This window comes from Collinsella sp. 1033st1_E11_1033SCRN_220408 (assembly GCF_039062465.1).
Classification (GTDB): domain Bacteria; phylum Actinomycetota; class Coriobacteriia; order Coriobacteriales; family Atopobiaceae; genus Parolsenella.
This window is the reverse complement of record NZ_JBCLNF010000003.1, coordinates 1-19,003: the sequence shown is the minus strand read 5'-3', so window position 1 is coordinate 19,003 and position 19,003 is coordinate 1. Positions and strand designations below refer to the sequence as shown.

Below are 19,003 nucleotides of genomic sequence, written 5' to 3'. Positions count from 1 at the left end.
GAACAACTAGCCATCTAGCTGCAGATTTCTGTAAGAACTCGGTGCTTTTCGCTCTCGTGTCAACATCGCTCGCTATAATCCGATTCAGTTAGTGTTTGTTGCTCATCAAGCAATGGAGGAAAGACATGCTCGTTAACGCTACGCACATGCTCCAGTCCGCCGAGAAGGGCCACTACGGCCTTGGCGCGTTCAACACCAACAACATCGAGTGGACCTACGGCATCCTCACCGCCGCTGAGGAGCTCCAGAGCCCGCTCATCATCCAGTGCACCGCCGGTGCCGCCAAGTGGATGACCAGCTTCAAGCTCTGCCACGACGTTGTTGTTGACATGATGGACACCCTGAACATCACCGTGCCCGTCTGCCTCCACCTCGATCACGGCTCCTACGAGGACTGCTTCAAGGCCATCGAGGCCGGCTTCTCCTCCATCATGTATGACGGTTCCCACGAGAAGGACTTCGAGACCAACCTCGAGCACACCGCTGAGCTCGTGAAGCTCGCCCACTCCAAGGGCCTCTCCATCGAGGCTGAGGTCGGCGGCATCGGTGGCACCGAGGACGGCGTGACCTCCGCCGGCGAGCTCGCTGACCCCGATCAGTGCAAGCAGATTGCTGACCTCGGCGTTGACTTCCTCGCCTGCGGCATCGGCAACATCCACGGCCTCTACCCGGCTGACTGGAAGGGCCTCTCCTTCGACCAGCTCGCCGCCATCAAGGCCAAGACCGGCGACCTGCCCCTCGTTCTCCACGGCGGCACCGGCATCCCCGTCGACCAGGTCCAGAAGGCCGTCTCCATGGGCATCTGCAAGGTCAACGTCAACACTGACCTCCAGGTCGTCTTTGCCCAGGGCGTTCGTGAGTACGTCGAGGCTGGCAAGGATCAGCAGGGCAAGGGCTACGATCCGCGCAAGATGCTGAAGCCTGGTCGCGACGCCATCGTCGAGCGCACCAAGGAGCTCATCCGCGAGTTCGGCTCTGACAGCAAGGCTTGGAACTAACGCCTCTTCGCAGACGCCTAGCGGCTTATGACGTGATTGGAGCCCGTCCGGATTGTCCGGGCGGGCTCTCTGCGTCCTTGTCGGCACGTAAAGTGCCATACTTACCTGCAGACGAAAGGAGTTAACCATGTATGACAACGATCCGGTTCCCGGACGTAACGACCTCTGCTGGTGCGGTAGCGGCAAGAAGTACAAGAAGTGCCACGCTCGAATCGACGAGCGTCTGCAGGAGTGCTACAACGCCGGTATGGAAGTCATCGTCCGCCGCCTGCTGAAGACGCCGGAGGACATCGAGGGCATCAAGCGCTCCGCCGCCATTAACATCGGCGTGCTTGACATGGTGGGAGAGCGCATCCACGCCGGTGTCAGCACTGCCGAGGTGGACAAGTGGATTTATGACTACACCGTCGAGCACGGCGGTACCCCGGCGGACCTCAATTACGAGGGCTTCCCCAACAGCGTTTGCACCTCCATCAACGACGTGGTGTGCCACGGCATCCCCAGCGAGGAAGACATTCTCAAGGACGGCGACATCGTCAACGTCGACTGCTCCACGATCCTCGACGGCTACTACTCCGATTCGAGCCGCATGTTCTGCATCGGCGAGGTCTCGCCTGAGCGTCAGAAGCTCGTCGACGTAACGCGCGAGAGTGTCCAGCGTGGCCTTGCCCAGGTGAAGCCCTGGAACACGTTGGGCGACATGGCCCATGCCGTCCAGAGCTACGTGGAGGAGAACGGCTTTAGCGTCGTGCGCGAGTTTGGCGGCCATGGCATCGGCAACGCGTTTCACGAGGATCCCTTCGTGTCGCACGTCGGCGAGCCGGGGGAGGGCGTCGTGCTTGCTCCGGGCATGTGCTTCACGATCGAGCCGATGGTCAACGCCGGCGGTGCGGACATCGACATGGACGATCCCAATGGCTGGACCGTGCGCACGGCCGATGGCTCGGATTCTGCCCAGTGGGAGGTCCAGCTCGTCGTGACCGAGGACGGCTACGAGCTCCTTAGCTGGTAGGCTTGCTCTCGGCGTTCGCGAGGCGGGACAAGCTGGAGACGCGTCCAGATAAAACGTTTTAAGACGAAGCCGACGGGAAGCTTGCATGTCGAACGGGGCTGTCCTCCTCTGGAGGATAGCCCCGCCGATGCGCGGCTTCCCGCCGGCTTTTGTGTGCGTCCGTGGTCTGCGTGCGCACGCAGCGCGCGCGTGCAGGCTACGGGTGCGATGTCTCGTGCGAGTTCGCCGCCTCGCGCCGCGTGCTTGCCGCCGAGCCGTTACGCGCCCGTGGACGCGCTGCTGACGTGGCCAGCGGCGACGGGCGCGAACATGATCCTGCCGGTGCCGCGATAGACGTTAACGAGCCCCTCGCCCGAGGCCGCGGAGCCGATGAGCGACTTCGTGGTGCGCTCGACGGTGAACTGAAGCGTGGGGGACCAAGCGATGGCGAGGGAACCGTCAATCTTGATGACGTCATCGTAGAGATCGGCGATGATGAGTTCCTCCCTGGGAACCGACGACTCAAGGGCGACGAGGCCATTTCCGTAGAGGCCGAGGTTGAAGAGGCCCTCGCCACCGGCGATGGCGGCAGAGGGGCGTGAAATCATCTCTGCCCTGTGGGTGAGGGAGGCGTCACTGGAGAGATAGGCGCCGTCTTCGATGATGATGCCGCCGTTCCAATCCGTCACGTCCTCTAGCAGGATGAACTTGTAGGTGGGCTCGAGGGTGACGATGCCGGTCCCCTCGTACTCGGGCTTGATCGCGGACTCGCCGGTGACGGAGCCGCGGACGAGCTTGCGGGCGAAGTCGCCTGCGCCGCGAATGCCGGTCTTCGGCTGGACGTCACCGCTCATCCATTGCATGGCGCCTGCCTGCATGGAGACGCAATGCGAGGGGAACCTGTCGAGGTGGCAGACGAGCTGACGGCGCCTTACGTTCATCTTGGAGGCGAAGTAGGCGAGCTGGGCCTCGTAGGGGTTGACGCTCATGTCACTCTGGTACTCAATCACCGAGTACCCGCCGCGCTCCGCGGTGAGCTTTACGTTTTGTCCATCGGTGAAGTTGAAGAATCTGACGGTCATGGCTGCTCCAAATCTATAAGGTCCTGCTTGCGAGCTTGAGTTTGTTGGCGGGCTTTTGGCCGACGTCTTAATTGTATGCAGAGCATCTGGGCCCCGTGTCTCATTTTTTTGTCTCCGGTGATGAGCTGCGGTGGCGGTATCCGTACCCTAACCGGCAAGGTCCTCCCAGTGCTGATAGGCGGCGTCATAAGGGTCATCACACCCGAGCCAGCGAAAGTAATCCTCCGCGGTGTCAGCGTAGTCATCCGGCGAGTCATAGTCATAGGGGGACTCATACGTGGGAGCGGCGGCCTTGACCACTTCGCCTGACGCATCCCTATTGGGCAGGCCCCAGTAGCCTTTCCAATAGTTCCTGCCTGTGTTCCACTTCGCGACGTTGATGACTACCCCGTCGCGAACGGTTGCCGAGAACAGGACGTCATGGAGCCCGTTCGTCGAGTACCAGTAGTAGGTGATACCGCCATCAAACAAACCTCCGTCGATGACCTCGCCCGTGCGCTCGGGGGTGCCGAGCCAGGTCTTGTCGAGGAGCTCCGCGGGCATGCCCTTCCAGGGGAGAGAGTCCTCTACCGGAGTGCCATCGGGCGAGGTGGTGAGCAGCGCGGCAGCGGGTGTGGCGGCTTCTGTGATCGCGGGCGCAGCGGTTGCCGGCGGGGGAGTGGTGGCGGCAGCGGAGACGGACAGCGGTGCCGTTAGGGGAGCGCTTTGCCTCTTCGGAGCCTTCTTATCGCAGCCTGCTATGCAGACTAGGATGGCCATGACGACGCAAAGGCCAAATAGCCAGCCGGTCTTACCCTGTTTCTGCGAACCCGCTGCCACCATCGCTCCCCTCGCCCCTTTTGGGGGGAAGCATACCTCGCCTTTCGGACACTAATTGAAGGCGCGCTAACCGGGGCTTTGTGGGGCTAAGGCATCAATTCCTGTCGGTCGCGAATGGCTTTGCAAGCCGTATCTGATTTTGCGTGGCGCGTCACCGCAGCCAGAACATCTGGGCTGAATTCCTAGGAGTTTCAGTCGCAATCAGAACATCTGGACCGTTTTTGCTAGGAGTTTCAATCGCCTCAGACTTCGCGCCGCGCGACATCGCAACGCCCTCTAGCTCGAGCAGGGCAACTTTCGCCTCAAGGCCGCCGCCAAATCCCGTAAGGCTGCCGTTCGCGCCGATGACGCGATGACAAGGGATGATGATGCCGAGCGGGTTTGCGCCAACGGCGCCACCAACAGCCCTGGCGGACGTTCGCTTGCCGCGGTTCTCGCCAACTCTCTCGGCGACCCAACCGTACGTGACCGTCTCGCCGTAGGGGATGGTAGCCAGGACCTCCCAGACGCCAAGCTGGAACGCTGTGCCCTCCGGATCGAGCGGCAACTCGGCGGGGTTTGGCCGCTCTCCTGCGAAGTACCTTGTCAGCCAATCTCGAGCCTGGCCGAAGATAGGCGCATGGCTACGTCGGCTGGTTTCCGGAGTTTTCGTTCCCCGTCTTCCCGTCGTGAACAGGCATGAGCGCAACCTCTCGCCGTCCTCGCTCCCGAGCACGAGCGATCCTACGGGAGATTCACTAAACACCGAGGTGAGCACGGGTGTCTCCTTTGTGTCTGCCTGCTTGCGCGAACGGATGGCATCTGGTTGAGAAGATTGTTTTCGCATCCGAAGGCTTTGGCCATAACATCTTCGGGCCCAGATATTGTCCGTGATCTACTTGCGCGTGGGCTTGTGGGTGAGATGCCAACCGCCGCAATAGGGGCAGCGATAGGTGTGGAGGTCGCGAGACCCATGGCGCTCGCAGTCGCGAATCGCGAGTTTGGCCTCGCTTTCGCTCGAATAGCGCTTCTTGCGTTCGCACGCCTTGTGGCGGAGCTGGGCTTCGCGCTGCTGTGTCGCCTGTTCGCGGCGGGCGTCCTCGCGTTCGAACGTGCTCGCAAGTTGATCGCCGAGGCTCGCTTCGAAGGCACTGCGCTGCGCCTTGAGCGCCGATTTCTTGTGGCTTCCCATCTCCACCTCCTGTGGGACAATTTGTTGCAGACAAGGGCATTGTCCCACTTTGAGGAGCCGTGCGTCCGTACGCACTTGCCAGTCGGACTGTCCCTCAATAGATATGTAAGGGAATGTAAGGGGGTCTCATGCGCTATACGGTCGTCGCTGTCGGCAAGCTCAAGGAGCGCTTCTGGCGTGATGCCTGCGCCGAGTATACGAAGCGCCTTGGCGCCTATGGCAAGGTCGAGATTCGTGAGGTGGCGGATATCGACCCGGCTCGTGCAGGTGGGGTCGAGGCGAGTCGCTCGCGCGAGGGCGAGGAGATCCTCTCTGCGATTCCCGAGCGCAGCCACGTGATTCTCCTGGCGATTGATGGCAAGCAACGTTCGAGCGAGGCCTTCTCGGAACATCTTGACGAGCTTGCCCTCCGGGGAAAAAGCGACCTCACGTTTGTGATTGGTGGCTCGGATGGCGTCTCGTCCGATGTTCGTTCCCGTGCTGACGAGACGTCCTCCTTTGGCCCTATCACCCTGCCGCACAACCTTGCGCGTGTGGTCCTGCTCGAGCAGGTCTATCGTGCCTGCAAGATTAGCCGCGGAGAGCCGTATCACAAGTAATATGCTCGTTTACCTGCGGCTTTAGGATAATCCAAAGTCTAATACTTCACCCTTGCGTGACTGTGCATACTGTATATATACTGTGCTTAACAGATATACACAGTAAGGACGGCGCATGGACATCATCCTTTCTAAATCGAGCGACAAGCCAATCTACGAGCAGATCTCCTCGCAGATAAAGTCGCAGGTTCTTTCTGGGGCTCTCGCGGCGGGGGAGAGGTTGCCCTCCATTCGCGCCCTCGCGGACGGTTTGGGCGTGAGCGTCATCACCACCAAGCGTGCCTATGCGGATCTCGAGGCGGACGGTCTAATCGAAACGGTCCAGGGCAAGGGCTGCTTCGTTTCCGAGAAGAACCGCGAGCTCCTGCGCGAGGAACGCCAGAAACACGTCGAGGCACTCCTCTCGCGGGCATGCGTCGAGGCGATGGACGTCGGGCTAACCCGACGGGAGCTACATGACTTGCTCGATCTCATGGCGCCGGAATCTCTCGGTTAGAAAGGTGCGACGATGATAAACCTGCTTGAAATGCGCGACATACGCCGTCGTGTGAATGGCTCCTTTGCCCTTGACGGCGTTAACCTCGCGGTGGGAGAGGGCGAGGTCGTGGGCCTCGTGGGGGCAAATGGTGCCGGTAAGACCACGACGATTCGCGCCGCCCTCGGTCTTCTACCCCTTGACTCCGGTGAGCTAAGCCTGTTCGGCAACGCGTTTGGCGCCCACGTCTCGAGCGAGTGCCAGAGAGACGTTCGCTCTCGCGTGGGCGTGGTGCTTGACGGGTGCCCGTTCCCTAGAGACCACACCGTCCGGCAATCCGCGGCTTGCGTGTCGGCCGCGTATAGATCCTGGGATCAAGCTCGCTTCGAGCGTCTGTGTGAGGAGTATGGCCTCTGTCTCAAGACCAAGGTGAAGGACCTCTCGCGTGGCATGGGGATGAAGCTGCAGCTCGCGGTGGCATTCTCGCACGAAGCTGAGCTACTGGTTCTCGATGAGGCGACGGCTGGCCTTGACCCCATCGCTCGTGACGAAGTCCTTGATCAGTTCCGCGCGTTCGCAAGCGAGGAGGGTTACGGCGTGCTGCTCTCGAGCCACATCACGACGGACCTGGAACGCATTGCGGACCGCGTGGTGGCGATCGATGGGGGACAGATCCTCTTTGATGTCGCCCGAGAGGACATCACGGACACGGCCGGCGTGGCGCGATGCACCCAGGCGCAGCTTGGCGAGGTCCTATCCTGCGTTGTCGGCGCCCGAGTGATCCGACGCGAGTTTGCCTGCGACGTTCTCGTGCCCGATCGCTTCGAGTTCGCCGAGGCCTTTCCCGACATCCCCTGTGATTACGCAAGCATTGACGACTACCTGCACTTCTTCCTGAAGGGGGAGACCCGATGAAAAATGCCGTTTCCTGTGATCTGAGGACGCTCGCTCCCTTTATGCCCTCGATTATCGTGACTTTGGTCTTTGCCAGCGCGTTTATGATGATCGGCTCTGGTGGCGTGGGGGTTGCGGGAAGTGTCAGCGCGATGATGACGTCGCTGTGCGCATTTTCCCTTGCGGGCTATGAGGACCAGAACAACTGGGGGAGGTTTCGAGCGACTTTGCCCCTCTCGCGGAGGGAGATCGTGGCGGGTCGGTATGCGACGGTGCTCGTCCTGGCTTTTGCGGGTGCGCTCTTGGGAACTGTGGTGAGCTTGGCACTCCAGTGCCTATTTGCGGCGTTGCCACAGGCTAAATCGCCAGAGCTGGTAGCACCTGCCGAGGTCCTCGCCTCATCGCTCGCGTCGATGGCGTGTGGCCTAATCGTCTGCGCGATTGCGATTCCATTCCTCACGAAGTTTGGGGGAGCGCGTGGCGCAAGGGCTTTTGCATGCGCGGCGCTGCTCGTTGCTTCGTCTGCAATTGCGGTTGGACTGAACATGGTCACGAGCGAAGAGGCCGCGGTAATGCTGGGCTGGATCGACCAGAACCGCGTGGCGTCCCTTGCCCTTCTGGGTGTGATTTCGTTGCTCGCATACGGTGTGAGCTATGTCGTGAGCCTGGGGATATACGAGAAAAAAGACCTTTAGTCAGTAATGCTCATTTTTAGTGCGAAAGCCCGTTAAAAGCACGTTAACTTGTCCCCATGCATGCTTCTGCAAGACTAGTACGCCATCTACCTGCGATTATGCAGGCGTTGTGAGACTGCCATCGAATGCTTCGATGTTACCTTCATGAAACAAACACCATTCGCGGGCCGTTTGATACCGCTCAGATCGAGCGGACTCCCCGGCTTCTTTTGTCCCTTCGTCTCCTTGACCAGAATCAAAGCCAGCAGGAGAAACTGCTAAAGACGAAGGGAGACAAGTTATGGCAGAACAGGAGGCCAGCGCCGGAGGGATGAAGAAGGAGCTAACGCTCTTCAACTTCTTCACCATCGGCTTTGGCGCAATCATCGGCACCGGATGGGTGCTTCTCGTGGGCGATTGGATGGTGCTCGGCGGCGGTCCTATCCCCGCAATGATCGCCTTCGCTCTCGGCTCCATCCTTCTCGTGCCCATCGGAATGGTCTTCGGCGAGCTTACCGCGGCTATTCCTATTTCCGGCGGCATCATCGAGTACGTCGAGCGTACGTACGGCCGCAAGATGGGCTTTATCACCGGCTGGATGCTTCTTCTCGGCAACGCGCCCCTCTGCCCCTGGGAGGCTATCGCCATCTCGAAGCTTCTGACCACCCGCTTCGCTAAGTTCGAGATTCTTTCGTGGCTCACGAGCGTTAAGCTCTACACGATTCTCGGCGCCGACGTGTACCTCTGGCCGACAGTCATCGCTCTTGGCTTCGCCGTGCTCGTCATCTTCATGAACCTCAAGGGCGCTGGCGCCGCTGCTAAGCTCTCCAGCTTCCTCACCAAGGCGCTTCTGACCGGCATGGTCCTCGCCATGGTCATCAGCTTCATGACCGGTTCCCCGAGCCACGCCATGCCCGTGTTCTCCCAGGTAGCTGACGCTGCTGGTGGTACCTCCACGTCCGCTACGAGCCTCATGAGCGGCATTGTTGCAGTTCTCGTCATGACCCCGTTCTTCTACGCGGGCTTCGACACCATCCCTCAGCAGGCTGAGGAGGCCTCTGAGAACATCGACTGGAAGAAGTTCGGCCTCATCCCGGCCCTCGCTCTTCTCGCCTCTGGTGCCTTCTACCTGATCTGCATCTACAGCTTCGGCACCATCATCGACTGGCACGAGTTCGTTATGGCTCCGGTCCCCGCCCTGGCTGTGCTCGAGCGCATCAACCTCTTCTTCTACATCGCGATGCTCATCATCGCCACGCTTGGACCTCTGGGCCCGATGAACTCCTTCTTCGGCGCTTCCACCCGCCTCATGCTGGCCCTCGGCCGCAAGGGCATGCTCCCCGCTGACTTCGCCGTCATCGACGAGGGCTCCGGTGTCCCCAAGAAGGCCGTCGCTGTCATGGGCGTCCTGACCCTCGTTGGTCCGTTCCTTGGCAACAACATGCTCGTCCCGCTGACGAACGTCGCTGCCCTCGGCTTCGTGTTCGCCTGCACCATGGCCGGCTTCGCCTGCATGAAGCTTCGCAAGACCGAGCCCGACCTTCCGCGTCCGTACAAGGTCAACGGTGGCATGTTCGGCATCTACTGTGCCATGGGCGCTGGCCTGCTGATCATCGGCCTCATGGTCGTCCCGTTCTCGCCGGCCGCTCTTAAGCCGATCGAGTGGGCTCTGACCCTCGGCTGGCTTGCTATCGGCTTCGTCATCCTTGCCGTCTTCGGCAAGCAGAAGGCTACGGCCTAGTTCCCCCCCCCCCCCCCGCACTCAGTTCCCCCCCGCACTCTCTAGTTCGACCTGTACCAAGTACTTAGGCTCCAAGCGCGTAAGAAACGCGTGAGTAATACAAGCAAGTAGTTTGGTTGGAATCTCGTATTGGAGGAAAGAAATGGGCAAGTTCGCATTTGTTGGTGGTAGGCTCGTCGACGGCACCGGCGCTGCTCCGGTTGACGACTCTCTCGTCCTCGTTGACGACGACAAGATCACCTACGCTGGCGCTCGCACTGAGGTGCCCGCTGGCTACGAGGTCGAGGACTGCACCGGCAAGACCGTCATGCCGGGCCTCATCGACACCCACCTGCACTTCTCTGGCAACCTCACCGACGACGACAACGACTGGGTCATCGAGTCCGTCGCCCAGAAGCAGGCTTGCGCCGTCAAGCAGTCCTACGACTGCCTCACCCACGGCCTGACCACCGTCTGCGAGATCGGACGCAACGGTATCGCCATCCGTGACCTCGTCAACATGGGCGTCATGAAGGGTCCCCGCATCTACGCCACCGGCCTTGGCTTCTGCCGCACCGCTGGTCACGGCGACTCGCACCACCTGCCGCTGCAGGTCTCCAAGGACTCTCACCCCTGGGGCGACCAGGTCGACGGTCCGTGGGAGCTCCGTCACGCCGTCCGTCTGCGCCTTCGTGAGAACCCCGACGCCATCAAGATCTGGGCGACCGGTGGCGGCATCTGGCGCTGGGACTCCGGCTGCAAGCAGCTCATGAGCACCGAGGAGATCAAGGCCGTTGCTGACGAGTGCAAGATCACCGGCATTCCTCTGTGGTCTCACTCCTACAACTCCGTGAGCGCCGCTTACGACTCCGTCCGCTTCGGCGCCGAGCAGCTCATCCACGGCTTCGAGCTCGACGACAAGACTATGGAGCTCATGGCCGAGCAGGGCACCTTCTTCACCCCGACCATCGGCTTCCTGCCGACCTGGTACGCCACCTACCCGCCCGAGGAGACCGAGGCCAACGCTTGCTACCCCGGCGACACCGTCATCGAGCGTGAGCTCCAGCGCACCTACGCCAACCTCCGTCGCGCCAACGAGATGGGCGTCACGCTCACCATCGGCTCCGACTCCTTCTCCTTCGTCACCCCGTACGGCTACGTCACCATCGACGAGATGTATGACTTCGTCGACAAGGCCGGCGTCACCATTCTCGACACCATCAAGGCCGCTACCCTCAACGGCGCCAAGATGGTCCACCACGAGGATGAGTTCGGCTCCCTCGAGGCTGGTAAGCTCGCTGACCTCCTCGTCGTCAACGGCGACGTTGCCCGTGACATCCACGACCTCAAGCCTGAGAACATGGACGTCATCATGAAGGAGGGCGAGAAGGTCATCAAGGGCGGTCTGTAAGATTGCCATGGCTAATTAGATGCCCCCTGGACGGTGGGCGAGATACCCCCCAACCTTTGTTGTCGCCCGCCGTCCGCCCCCTCTTCTAATTAGCCACTTGTATGTCCCCCAGCTTCCCCTCGCGGAATTGTCCGCGAGGGGGAGTTTGTTTTTTGTTATAAAGCTGTAACATACGTAAACTTGAACTCGCATGAGTGGTCAAGCTGTTCCCGGGGGAGGAACGCTGTGGAATCTAGCGTTCACAAAATTCGAGCGTTTGTTGAGGCTGCCAATCTAGGTAGCATCTCGCGTGCGGCAGAGAAGCTTGGGTCCGCGCAGTCCACGGTGAGTCGCTCTGTGGCGAGCCTTGAGGACGAGTGGGGAGTTCGCCTGTTCGAGCGCCATGGGCCCCTTCTTGCGCTTACCGATGATGGCGAGCGCCTTCTGGGAGATGCTCGCAATGCCTGCGAGGCATATGATCTTCTCGGCAGGCGCGTCTCTAATATGGGGTCGCTCGAAGACGGCAGCCTTGCCATTGCGGCCCCCTCGAGCGTCGTGTCTCTTCGTCTCCCCAAGCCGCTTGGTAGGTTCGTCGAGGAACATCCCGGCATTGAGATCAGCATTAACGAGTGCACCTACGGCGAGGCGGAGCGCCTCCTTATTGCCGGCGAGGTCGATATGGCCTTCATTCCCAGCAAGCTAGAAGGGGAGGGCTTCATTTCCTCCGCATACGATAAGGATGAGATCGTGGCGGTGACGCCTCCGGGGTATTTCCCTCAGGTTCCCATCGAGATTCCTGTAGACGCGCTTCTCGGCGAACGCTTTATTGCTGACACGGAAACCGCCCCGCTTCTCCAGCGCGAGCTCAAAGGTCCGTGTATCAGCTGCGAAACGAGTAACATCTCCGCGATCCTTGCGATGGTCGAGGCTGGTCTTGGCGTTTCCCTGCTCCCGAGCCTTGCTCTCGAGCGTACCAACTACGACATCGAAGTGCGACACCTCTCGCATCCTGCGAGCCGCGTGCTCTATCTCGTGCGCCGCCGTACCACCGAGATGAGCCTCGCTGCTCAGGCCTTCTTGGACTATCTGTAGGCGCTCTGCCGGGCTTCTCGTCTGGGTGCGGACGGATGCTGGCGATTGGTCGCTTCTCAACCAATCGAGCGGGCTCGGTGGGTCCTGCTCGCCGGACAAGCTGGCTGTTCTGAGTCGATGTTGGACTGGTGAGCTCTGATGATCGGGCGGCGTCGTTCCTACATATTGGTGATACCAAAAGAGGGAGCCCGTCTGAGACGGACTCCCTCTGCTTTGTGCGGGCGCCTAGGCGCCTAGGAGACTGACGTATGTGCCGTCAGCGGATTCGCTGGCGTTCTGCCGCAGCTTGTCTCTAGAGGCGCTCGTGGCAGGTGCGGGCGATGACGTCGAGCTGCTGCTCACGGGTGAGGTCGATGAACTTCACGGCGTAGCCGGAGACGCGGATGGTGAAGTTGGCGTACTCGGGCTTCTCGGGGTGCTCCATGGCGTCCTTGAGCTTCTCGACGCCAAAGACGTTGACGTTGAGGTGGTGGGCACCGTTGGCGAAGTAGCCGTCGAGAACGTTCACGAGGTTGGTGACGCGCTGCTCGTCGTCATTGCCGAGGGCGGACGGGTTGATCGTCTGCGTGTTGGAGATGCCGTCGAGGGCGTACTCGTAGGGGAGCTTGGCGACGGAGTTGAGCGAGGCGAGCAGGCCGTTCTGCTCGGCACCGTAGGCCGGGTTGGCGCCCGGGGCGAACGGGGTGAACGCCTTGCGGCCGTCAGGGGTGCCGCCGGTGGCCTTGCCGTAGACCACGTTGGAGGTGATCGTCAGGATCGAGGTCGTGGGCTCGGAGTTGCGGTAGGTGTGGTGCTTGGCGATCTTGGCCATGAAGGTCTTGAGCAGCCAGACCGCGATGTCGTCGGCGCGCTCGTCGTCGTTGCCGTACTTCGGGAAATCGCCCTCGACCTCGTAGTCGACAACGATGCCCTGCTCGTCACGGATGGTCTTGACCTTGGCGAACTTGATGGCGCAGAGGGAGTCGACAACGTGGGAGAAGCCGGCGATGCCCGTGGCGAAGGTGCGACGGACGTTGGTGTCGATGAGGGCCATCTCCTCGGCCTCATAGAAGTACTTGTCGTGCATGTACTGGATGAGGTTGAGGATGTTGACGTAGAGGTCGGCCAGCCAGTCCATCATGAGGTCGAACTTGTGCATGACCTCGTCGTAGTCGAGGTACTCGCTCGTGATGGGCGAGTACTCCGGGCCAACCTGCATGTGGTTGCCCTGCTTGTCCAGGAACTTCTCGTCCTTGCCGCCGTTGATGGCGTAGTTGAGGCACTTGGCGAGGTTAGCGCGGGCGCCGAAGAACTGCATCTCCTTGCCGGTCTCAGTGGCGGAAACGCAGCAGCAGATGCTGTAGTCGTCGCCCCAGACCGGACGCATGACGTCGTCGTTCTCGTACTGGATGGAGGAGGTGGTGACGGAGATCTTGGCAGCGTACTTGCGGAAGTTCTCCTGCAGGCGCTTGCTGTAGAGAACCGTCAGGTTCGGCTCGGGGGCCGGGCCCATGTTCTCGAGGGTGTGGAGGAAGCGGTAGTCCGTCTTGGTGACGAGGCTACGGCCGTCCTGGCCGAGTCCGGCGACCTCGAGGGTGGCCCAGACCGGGTCACCGGAGAAGAGGGCCTGGTAGGACGGGATGCGGGCGAACTTGACGATGCGGAGCTTCAGGACGAGGTGGTCGATGAGCTCCTGGGCCTCGGACTCGGTGATGGTGCCGGCCTCGAGGTCACGCTGGATGAAGATGTCGAGGAACGTGGAGACGCGGCCCACGGACATGGCGGCGCCGTTCTGGGTCTTGATGGCACCGAGGTAGCCGAAGTAGAGCCACTGGACGGCCTCGCGGGCGTTGGTGGCGGGCTTGGAGATGTCGAAGCCGTAGATGGCGGCCATCTCCTTGAGGCCCTTGAGGGCACGGATCTGCTCGGCGATCTCCTCGCGGTTGCGCACGACGTCGTCGGTCATGGTACGGCCACCACAGTTGGCGAGGTCGTACTGCTTGCCGGCGATGAGGCGGTCGATGCCGTAGAGGGCGACGCGACGGTAGTCGCCGACGATGCGGCCACGGCCATAGGTGTCGGGGAGACCGGTGATGACGTGAGAGTGACGAGCGGCGCGCATCTCGGGGGTGTACGCATCGAAGACGCCCTGGTTGTGGGTCTTGCGATACTCGTTGAAGATCTGATTGTACTTGTCGTTGACGTGGAAGCCGTAGTTCTCGGCAGCCTGCTGGGCCATCTTGATGCCGCCGTAGGGCATGAAGGCGCGCTTGAGGGGCTTGTCGGTCTGGAGGCCGACGATCTTCTCAAGCTCCTTGTGGTCGGCATCGATGTAGCCGGGGCCGTAGGCGGTCAGGCCGGAGACGATCTCGGTCTCGCACTCGAGGACGCCGTTGTTGGCGCGCTCGGCGGCCTGGAGCTCCTGGACCTTGCCCCAGAGCTCGTCGGTGGCCTCGGTGGGACCGGCGAGGAACGACTCGTCGCCGTCATAGACGGTGTAGTTGTTCTGGATGAAGTCGCGGACGTTGATGTCGTCGACCCAGTGGCCTCCCTTGAAGCCCTTCCACTCTTCGCGAAGCTGCATGCTTCCTCCTTCTGCGCCGCTGCCCATCGGACTCGGCGCTCGTTACGTTCTCCGACGCGCCCCGCGCCGAAGAGGTTTACCTAGTTGAGTCCCCTGAGGATTTGCTCCGCGTGGACGACGTCCTCGTGGGAGGGCGGCTTCACGTCGGAGAGGGTATAGGGGATGCCGAGCTCTTCCCACTTGAAGACGCCCAGCGTGTGATACGGGAGCACTTCGACACGCTTGACGGCATCACCGAGGGAGGCGATGAAGTCGCGAGTCTGGTGCAGGGAGGTCTCGCCGTCGGTGATGCCCGGCACGAGGACCTGGCGGATCCACATCGCCTTGCCCTGCTCGGAGAGCCAGGTGAGGCAGTCGAGGATGTTGGCGTTGTCGCGGCCGGTGAGCCAGCGGTGACGCTCGGGATCGATGTGCTTGATGTCTGCCATCACGAGGTCGCAGGCGTCGAAGACGCGACGAAGCGTCGAGAAGGCAGGCTCCTCGCGGGTAAACGGGGCGAGGGAGGTGTCGAGGCAGGTGTTGATGCCACGGGCGTGTGCGGCCTCGAAGAGCTCGGCCACGAACTCTGCCTGGGCGAGTGCCTCGCCGCCGGAGACGGTGATGCCGCCCTCGGGGCCCCAGTAGCTCCTGTAGCGCTCGGCGCGGTCAAGGAGCTCGTCGACGCCCATGAGGGTGCCGCCCTCGGTACGCCAGGTATCCGGGTTGTGGCAGAAGCGGCAGCGCATGGGGCAGCCCTGAAGGAAGATAAGGAAACGAACGCCGGGGCCGTCAGCCGAGCCGAAAGACTCCGTCGAGTGAACCCTGCCTTGCATGACGCCTCCTCGTTATTCTCGCCGTGGCAAGTTGCCATGGCGTGAGCGGACGGGCACTTGGCCCATCACCCAATCAACGAGAAGAATGTAGTTCGCCTGATTGAGGTCTTCCTTGACTGAAATCAAGGAGCGAAGAAATGTAATGGCAACATTAGCGGTGTGTCTGCGAACGGCGTATTTTTTCGGGCGAATGGCATGATTCCAACACCGGTTCGTGAGACAAATCGCGAGCGTAGCGTTTGTGTCGGCGAACGGAGGCGGGTTTGTGAATGACTTGTGGAGGAGGTGGCGGCGGGGCGAAAAGGCGTGTCCGAGTGCGGATATGGCTCCCGGAGGCTACTCTTCGCCCGCGACCGCTTCGAGGCCGTCATGATCCGTGACGAGCAGGCGGCCCCTGCCCACGCGCTCGACGAGGCCCTCGCGCACGAAGCGGGCGACGTTGCGCGAGACGGTCTCCGGACGCAGGCCGATGGAGCTTGCGATGTCATCTAGCTTGAGGTGAATCTCGGGGCCGACGCAGCTCTGGTCGCGGACGAGCAGGTATTGGGCGAGGCGGCGGCGTGGGTCGCGGATGGAGAGCATCATGATGCGCTGCTCGGCGTCATCGAGCTCCGTGCAGACCATGCGGATAAGGCCGAGCGCCACGTCAGGGTGGCGGGCGAGGAGGGACTCGAAATCCGCGCGATGGATGCGGCAGAGGCGGGCGGGCGTGAGGCACTCGACCGAGTAGTGATAGACGTGGTCTTCGAGGAACATGCCGTGCCAGAGGGCCTGGCCATCATGAAGGACGCTGAGCACGTACTCCTCGCCATCGGCACCCGTCCGGAAGGTCTTGATGCGACCGGAGCGCACGACGATGATGCTCTCGATGGGATCGCCCTCGTGGACGATGATGGAGCCCTCCTCGTGGACGGAATGGCGCGAGCAGGAGAGGAGCTCGCGTTTGGCGTCTGCGGGGAGGTCTGCGAAAAGGCGGATGTTGTCCATGCAGGAGCTGCCCGCGCGGCTGAAGGCGCAATCGTGGCCCTCGCCCGCGCAGACGCGGTTGCTATTGGCGCTCGATTCTTCGATCGTCATCGTGACACACTCCGTTACCAAACAGGCTGTCTCTTCCGAGTGTATCCAAAGTGTCGCCATGCCAATGGCATATGCTATGCGCTGCGCAACAAATACAGAATAAAGTCCTGCTTGCGGGGCATGTGGGGTCCTGATGCCGGATGCTTGCGATGGTGCCACGGGAATGGCGAGATGCCACTTCGCGCACGCTTGGCGAATGCGGGCGCGAAGGGGCCGCGCCGCTGCGATATCCTGGTGTTTACTCATCCTTTGCCCACGGGGAGGCTGTCATGGCGCTCATTGATGACGTTCGTGCGTTCGTACCGGAATGCGACCAGGAGGTTGCGGACAGGGCGCTCATGCTGGATCGCCTCGAGCACGACCCCGAGGTTGCCCTCCGCGGTTCGCTCGCGCATCTCACGGCGTCTGCTTGGACGGTCGACGCCACCGGCGAGCGGACGCTCCTGTGCTATCACAACATCTATAACTCCTGGAGCTGGGTCGGCGGCCATGCGGACGGTGACTTTGACCTCGCGGCGGTCGCGGCGCGCGAGCTCGAGGAGGAGACCGGGGTCGCGGGCGCTCGCCTTGTCAGCGAGGGTTTGGGCGAGGGCGCGATCCTGTCCGTCGAGGCCCTGCCCGTGGCGGGGCACGTCAAGCGCGGGAGCTACGTGAGCTCCCATGTGCACCTGAACGCGACCTACCTTTTCGTTGCCGACCCGTTCGAGCCGCTTCGCGAGAAGCCGGACGAGAACAGCGGCCTCAGGTGGGTTTCGATTGATGACGTCTGCAAGCTCTCGAACGAGCCCTGGATGTGTGAGCGTGTCTACGCGAAGCTCGTCGGGCGCTCGAAGGCGCTGCTCGGGGCAAAGTGACGGGACCTAATGCGCGGAGCCTCCCGGCGAAATCGCCAGGAGGCTTCGTCGTTTGTGCGCGCCGTGCGTTGCGGCAGAGCCGGGGCTGCGATGGGCCCTGGCTCCGGTGCCGCGCGCCGCGGGACCCGTTGCCGCTGCCGCTCCGGTCCCGGGGCGTGACCTACTCGTAGCTGTAGAATCCCTCGCCCGAACTCATACCGAGCTTGCCCTCGTCAATCATGGACTTGAGGAGACGTGCCATCTCCTTGTAGTTGTACGGCAGCATCATCTTCTTGAAGAGCGGGTTGAGCAGGCCCGGGACGCTCTGGAACTGAAGCACGATGTTGTAGGCGGTGTTGAGGCCCACGGTGTCGATGACGCGGAAGGGGCCCTTGGGGGCGCCGGTGCCGTGCTCCCAGGCGATGTCGATGCTCTTCGGGTCAGACACGCCGCTCGCCCACAGGTCGAGGCCGGAAAGCAGCCACGGTACGAGCATGGAGTTCAGCAGGTAGCCGTTCTTCTCCTTGCGAACCGGCAGCGCGATCATACGGATCTGGTTGGCGAACTCGAGCATCTCGTCAAAGCGGGCCGGGTCGGTCGACGCCTGCCCCATGACCTCGGCGGTGTTGTTCCTCCAGATGGAGTTGGCGAAATGAAGCGCCAGGTACCTGTCGGGCCTGCCGGTGTACTTGGCGAACTGGCTTGGCAGGAGGGTGGAGGAGTTCGTGGCGATGACGGTCTTGGCGGGCAGGAGCGGGGCGAGCTTCTCGTAGAACTCGACCTTCGCCTTGGCGTCCTCTGCCATCGACTCGATCACAAGGTCGGCGTCAGCAACGGCGGTGGCCATGTCAAGCTCGAGCTTAATGCCATCGTGGGCAGCCTGGGCACGCTCAAGACAGACTTCCTTGTCGAGGGGCTTGTCGGAGTCGGCGATGCCGGCGCACCAGGTGGCGGTGCCGGCTGCCATGCCCTCGATTTCGTTGCGATAGGTATCCAGCAGCTTGTCGATCTTGGGCTGCGTGCGGCCGATGCTGCCCTCGCTGCGAAGCCAGATGGTGACGTCAAACCCGCAATAAGCCGCCTGGAACGCAATCTGGCTGCCGAGCACGCCGCCGCCCGCGACAACGACCTTCTTGAAGCTCATGATTCCCCCTAAATATGTGCGCAGGCCTATTGAAGAGGTCGCTTACCGCTCATACCTGCGATTGCCGATAATGTGTAAAGCATATTGGAAGCAGGCGACGTCATTGGCAACAGACTTGCGGGTGGTAGGGGATGGCTCGTGTGTGGTTGCTGGAGGTGCTACTCCCACGTACCCCAGACCTCGGGGGCGTAGCCCACGGTCGCGGCGCGGCCGTTGCGGACGATCGGCTCGCGGAGGAGCTGCTGGTTTTCGAGGAGCTTGTCGAAGCGCTGGCTCTCGGCGAGGTTCTGGACGAGGGCGAGTGTGTCCTCGTCCTTCGCCTTGGGGTCGAGCACGGCGTCGATGCCGCCGGTTGCCTGGCAGACGCTTCTGAGCTCGCCTTTGCTCATCTCCTTCTCCTTGAGGTCGATGAACTGGAACTTGATGCGGCGCTCCTTGAACCAGCGTTGGGCCTTCTTCGTGTCGAAGCTCTTCTTGGTGCCGAATATCTGGATGTTCATGCGTACCTCGGAGTGGTTGGGGAGGGGCGACGTTTTCGGGCGCGGGTTTGGCGCTGCCGAGCGTGCGGGCAGGCAGCGCCGGGCGGGCTAGGTGTTATGTGCCAATAGGTTGTTTACACCCCGATAGTGACAAATAGGGAGGCCTCCCGCATGCTGTGGGTTGTCTAGG

Annotated in this window: 19 protein-coding genes; 10 read left to right on the top strand and 9 right to left on the bottom strand. The window is 61.7% G+C overall.

All coding sequences use genetic code 11. The features are described 5' to 3' along the window. Nucleotides 1–125 precede the first annotated feature (125 nt). Both fba and map read left to right on the top strand, forming a co-directional pair. Nucleotides 126–998 carry a class II fructose-1,6-bisphosphate aldolase gene (gene fba, locus ABCN07_RS03770; RefSeq protein ID WP_343005432.1) on the top strand — a complete coding sequence of 291 codons (873 nt, stop codon included), beginning with the start codon at nucleotides 126–128 and terminating at the stop codon, nucleotides 996–998. A gap of 127 nt (nucleotides 999–1,125) precedes the next feature. Continuing rightward, nucleotides 1,126–2,010, top strand: coding sequence for a type I methionyl aminopeptidase (gene map, locus ABCN07_RS03765; protein ID WP_343005431.1), 885 nt, complete (start codon nucleotides 1,126–1,128; stop codon nucleotides 2,008–2,010). A gap of 257 nt (nucleotides 2,011–2,267) precedes the next feature. On the opposite strand, the gene ABCN07_RS03760 is transcribed toward map, so the two are convergent. From ABCN07_RS03760 to ABCN07_RS03745, 4 genes are all read right to left on the bottom strand, one after another. After that, nucleotides 2,268–3,071, bottom strand: coding sequence for an AIM24 family protein (locus ABCN07_RS03760; protein ID WP_343005430.1), 804 nt, complete (start codon nucleotides 3,069–3,071; stop codon nucleotides 2,268–2,270). Nucleotides 3,072–3,218: 147 nt separating this feature from the next. Continuing rightward, nucleotides 3,219–3,893: a hypothetical protein gene (locus tag ABCN07_RS03755; RefSeq protein ID WP_343005429.1), complete on the bottom strand. Its 675-nt coding sequence runs from the start codon at nucleotides 3,891–3,893 to the stop codon at nucleotides 3,219–3,221. A gap of 148 nt (nucleotides 3,894–4,041) precedes the next feature. After that, nucleotides 4,042–4,647 (bottom strand): methylated-DNA--[protein]-cysteine S-methyltransferase, encoded by a 606-nt coding sequence (locus tag ABCN07_RS03750; protein ID WP_343005428.1) that lies wholly within the window; start codon nucleotides 4,645–4,647, stop codon nucleotides 4,042–4,044. Between the two features lie 117 nt (nucleotides 4,648–4,764). Further along, entirely contained in the window at nucleotides 4,765–5,061 is a 297-nt protein-coding gene (locus tag ABCN07_RS03745) for a hypothetical protein (RefSeq protein WP_343005427.1), read from the bottom strand. 128 nt (nucleotides 5,062–5,189) lie between these two features. On the opposite strand from ABCN07_RS03745, the gene rlmH reads away from it, so the two are divergent. From rlmH to ABCN07_RS03710, 7 genes are all read left to right on the top strand, one after another. Further along, the gene (gene rlmH / locus ABCN07_RS03740; protein ID WP_343005426.1) at nucleotides 5,190–5,660 is read left to right on the top strand and encodes a 23S rRNA (pseudouridine(1915)-N(3))-methyltransferase RlmH; all 471 of its coding nucleotides are present in this window, start codon (nucleotides 5,190–5,192) and stop codon (nucleotides 5,658–5,660) included. 115 nt (nucleotides 5,661–5,775) lie between these two features. After that, a complete protein-coding gene (locus ABCN07_RS03735) occupies nucleotides 5,776–6,156 on the top strand; it encodes a GntR family transcriptional regulator (protein ID WP_320680392.1) in 381 nt (126 codons plus the stop codon). A gap of 12 nt (nucleotides 6,157–6,168) precedes the next feature. After that, nucleotides 6,169–7,050, top strand: a complete 882-nt coding sequence (locus ABCN07_RS03730) for an ABC transporter ATP-binding protein (protein ID WP_343005425.1) — start codon at nucleotides 6,169–6,171, stop codon at nucleotides 7,048–7,050. Beyond that, nucleotides 7,047–7,724 (top strand): ABC-2 transporter permease, encoded by a 678-nt coding sequence (locus tag ABCN07_RS03725; protein ID WP_343005424.1) that lies wholly within the window; start codon nucleotides 7,047–7,049, stop codon nucleotides 7,722–7,724. Before ABCN07_RS03730 ends, ABCN07_RS03725 begins: the two co-directional genes overlap by 4 nt. A gap of 280 nt (nucleotides 7,725–8,004) precedes the next feature. Next, nucleotides 8,005–9,444 (top strand): APC family permease, encoded by a 1,440-nt coding sequence (locus ABCN07_RS03720; protein ID WP_343005423.1) that lies wholly within the window; start codon nucleotides 8,005–8,007, stop codon nucleotides 9,442–9,444. A 142-nt stretch (nucleotides 9,445–9,586) separates the two neighbouring features. Next, entirely contained in the window at nucleotides 9,587–10,834 is a 1,248-nt protein-coding gene (locus ABCN07_RS03715) for an amidohydrolase family protein (protein WP_293834966.1), read from the top strand. A 225-nt stretch (nucleotides 10,835–11,059) separates the two neighbouring features. After that, the gene (locus ABCN07_RS03710; protein WP_330027498.1) at nucleotides 11,060–11,905 is read left to right on the top strand and encodes a LysR family transcriptional regulator; all 846 of its coding nucleotides are present in this window, start codon (nucleotides 11,060–11,062) and stop codon (nucleotides 11,903–11,905) included. Between the two features lie 292 nt (nucleotides 11,906–12,197). Here ABCN07_RS03710 and pflB read toward each other — a convergent pair whose 3' ends face one another. From pflB to ABCN07_RS03695, 3 genes are all read right to left on the bottom strand, one after another. After that, nucleotides 12,198–14,468 carry a formate C-acetyltransferase gene (gene pflB, locus ABCN07_RS03705; RefSeq protein ID WP_343005422.1) on the bottom strand — a complete coding sequence of 757 codons (2,271 nt, stop codon included), beginning with the start codon at nucleotides 14,466–14,468 and terminating at the stop codon, nucleotides 12,198–12,200. Between the two features lie 80 nt (nucleotides 14,469–14,548). Beyond that, nucleotides 14,549–15,280 (bottom strand): pyruvate formate-lyase-activating protein, encoded by a 732-nt coding sequence (pflA, locus tag ABCN07_RS03700; RefSeq protein ID WP_343005421.1) that lies wholly within the window; start codon nucleotides 15,278–15,280, stop codon nucleotides 14,549–14,551. Nucleotides 15,281–15,616: 336 nt separating this feature from the next. Beyond that, the gene (locus ABCN07_RS03695; protein WP_293815151.1) at nucleotides 15,617–16,357 is read right to left on the bottom strand and encodes a Crp/Fnr family transcriptional regulator; all 741 of its coding nucleotides are present in this window, start codon (nucleotides 16,355–16,357) and stop codon (nucleotides 15,617–15,619) included. Between the two features lie 269 nt (nucleotides 16,358–16,626). Between ABCN07_RS03695 and ABCN07_RS03690 the strand changes: the two genes are divergently transcribed. Continuing rightward, nucleotides 16,627–17,211, top strand: coding sequence for an NUDIX hydrolase (locus ABCN07_RS03690; protein ID WP_343005420.1), 585 nt, complete (start codon nucleotides 16,627–16,629; stop codon nucleotides 17,209–17,211). Nucleotides 17,212–17,371: 160 nt separating this feature from the next. Here the strand turns inward: ABCN07_RS03690 and ABCN07_RS03685 are convergent, their stop codons facing one another. Both ABCN07_RS03685 and ABCN07_RS03680 read right to left on the bottom strand, forming a co-directional pair. Beyond that, nucleotides 17,372–18,334: a 3-hydroxyacyl-CoA dehydrogenase gene (locus tag ABCN07_RS03685; RefSeq protein ID WP_343005419.1), complete on the bottom strand. Its 963-nt coding sequence runs from the start codon at nucleotides 18,332–18,334 to the stop codon at nucleotides 17,372–17,374. A 158-nt stretch (nucleotides 18,335–18,492) separates the two neighbouring features. Then, nucleotides 18,493–18,834: an ArsC/Spx/MgsR family protein gene (locus ABCN07_RS03680; protein WP_343005418.1), complete on the bottom strand. Its 342-nt coding sequence runs from the start codon at nucleotides 18,832–18,834 to the stop codon at nucleotides 18,493–18,495. Nucleotides 18,835–19,003: the final 169 nt, after the last annotated feature.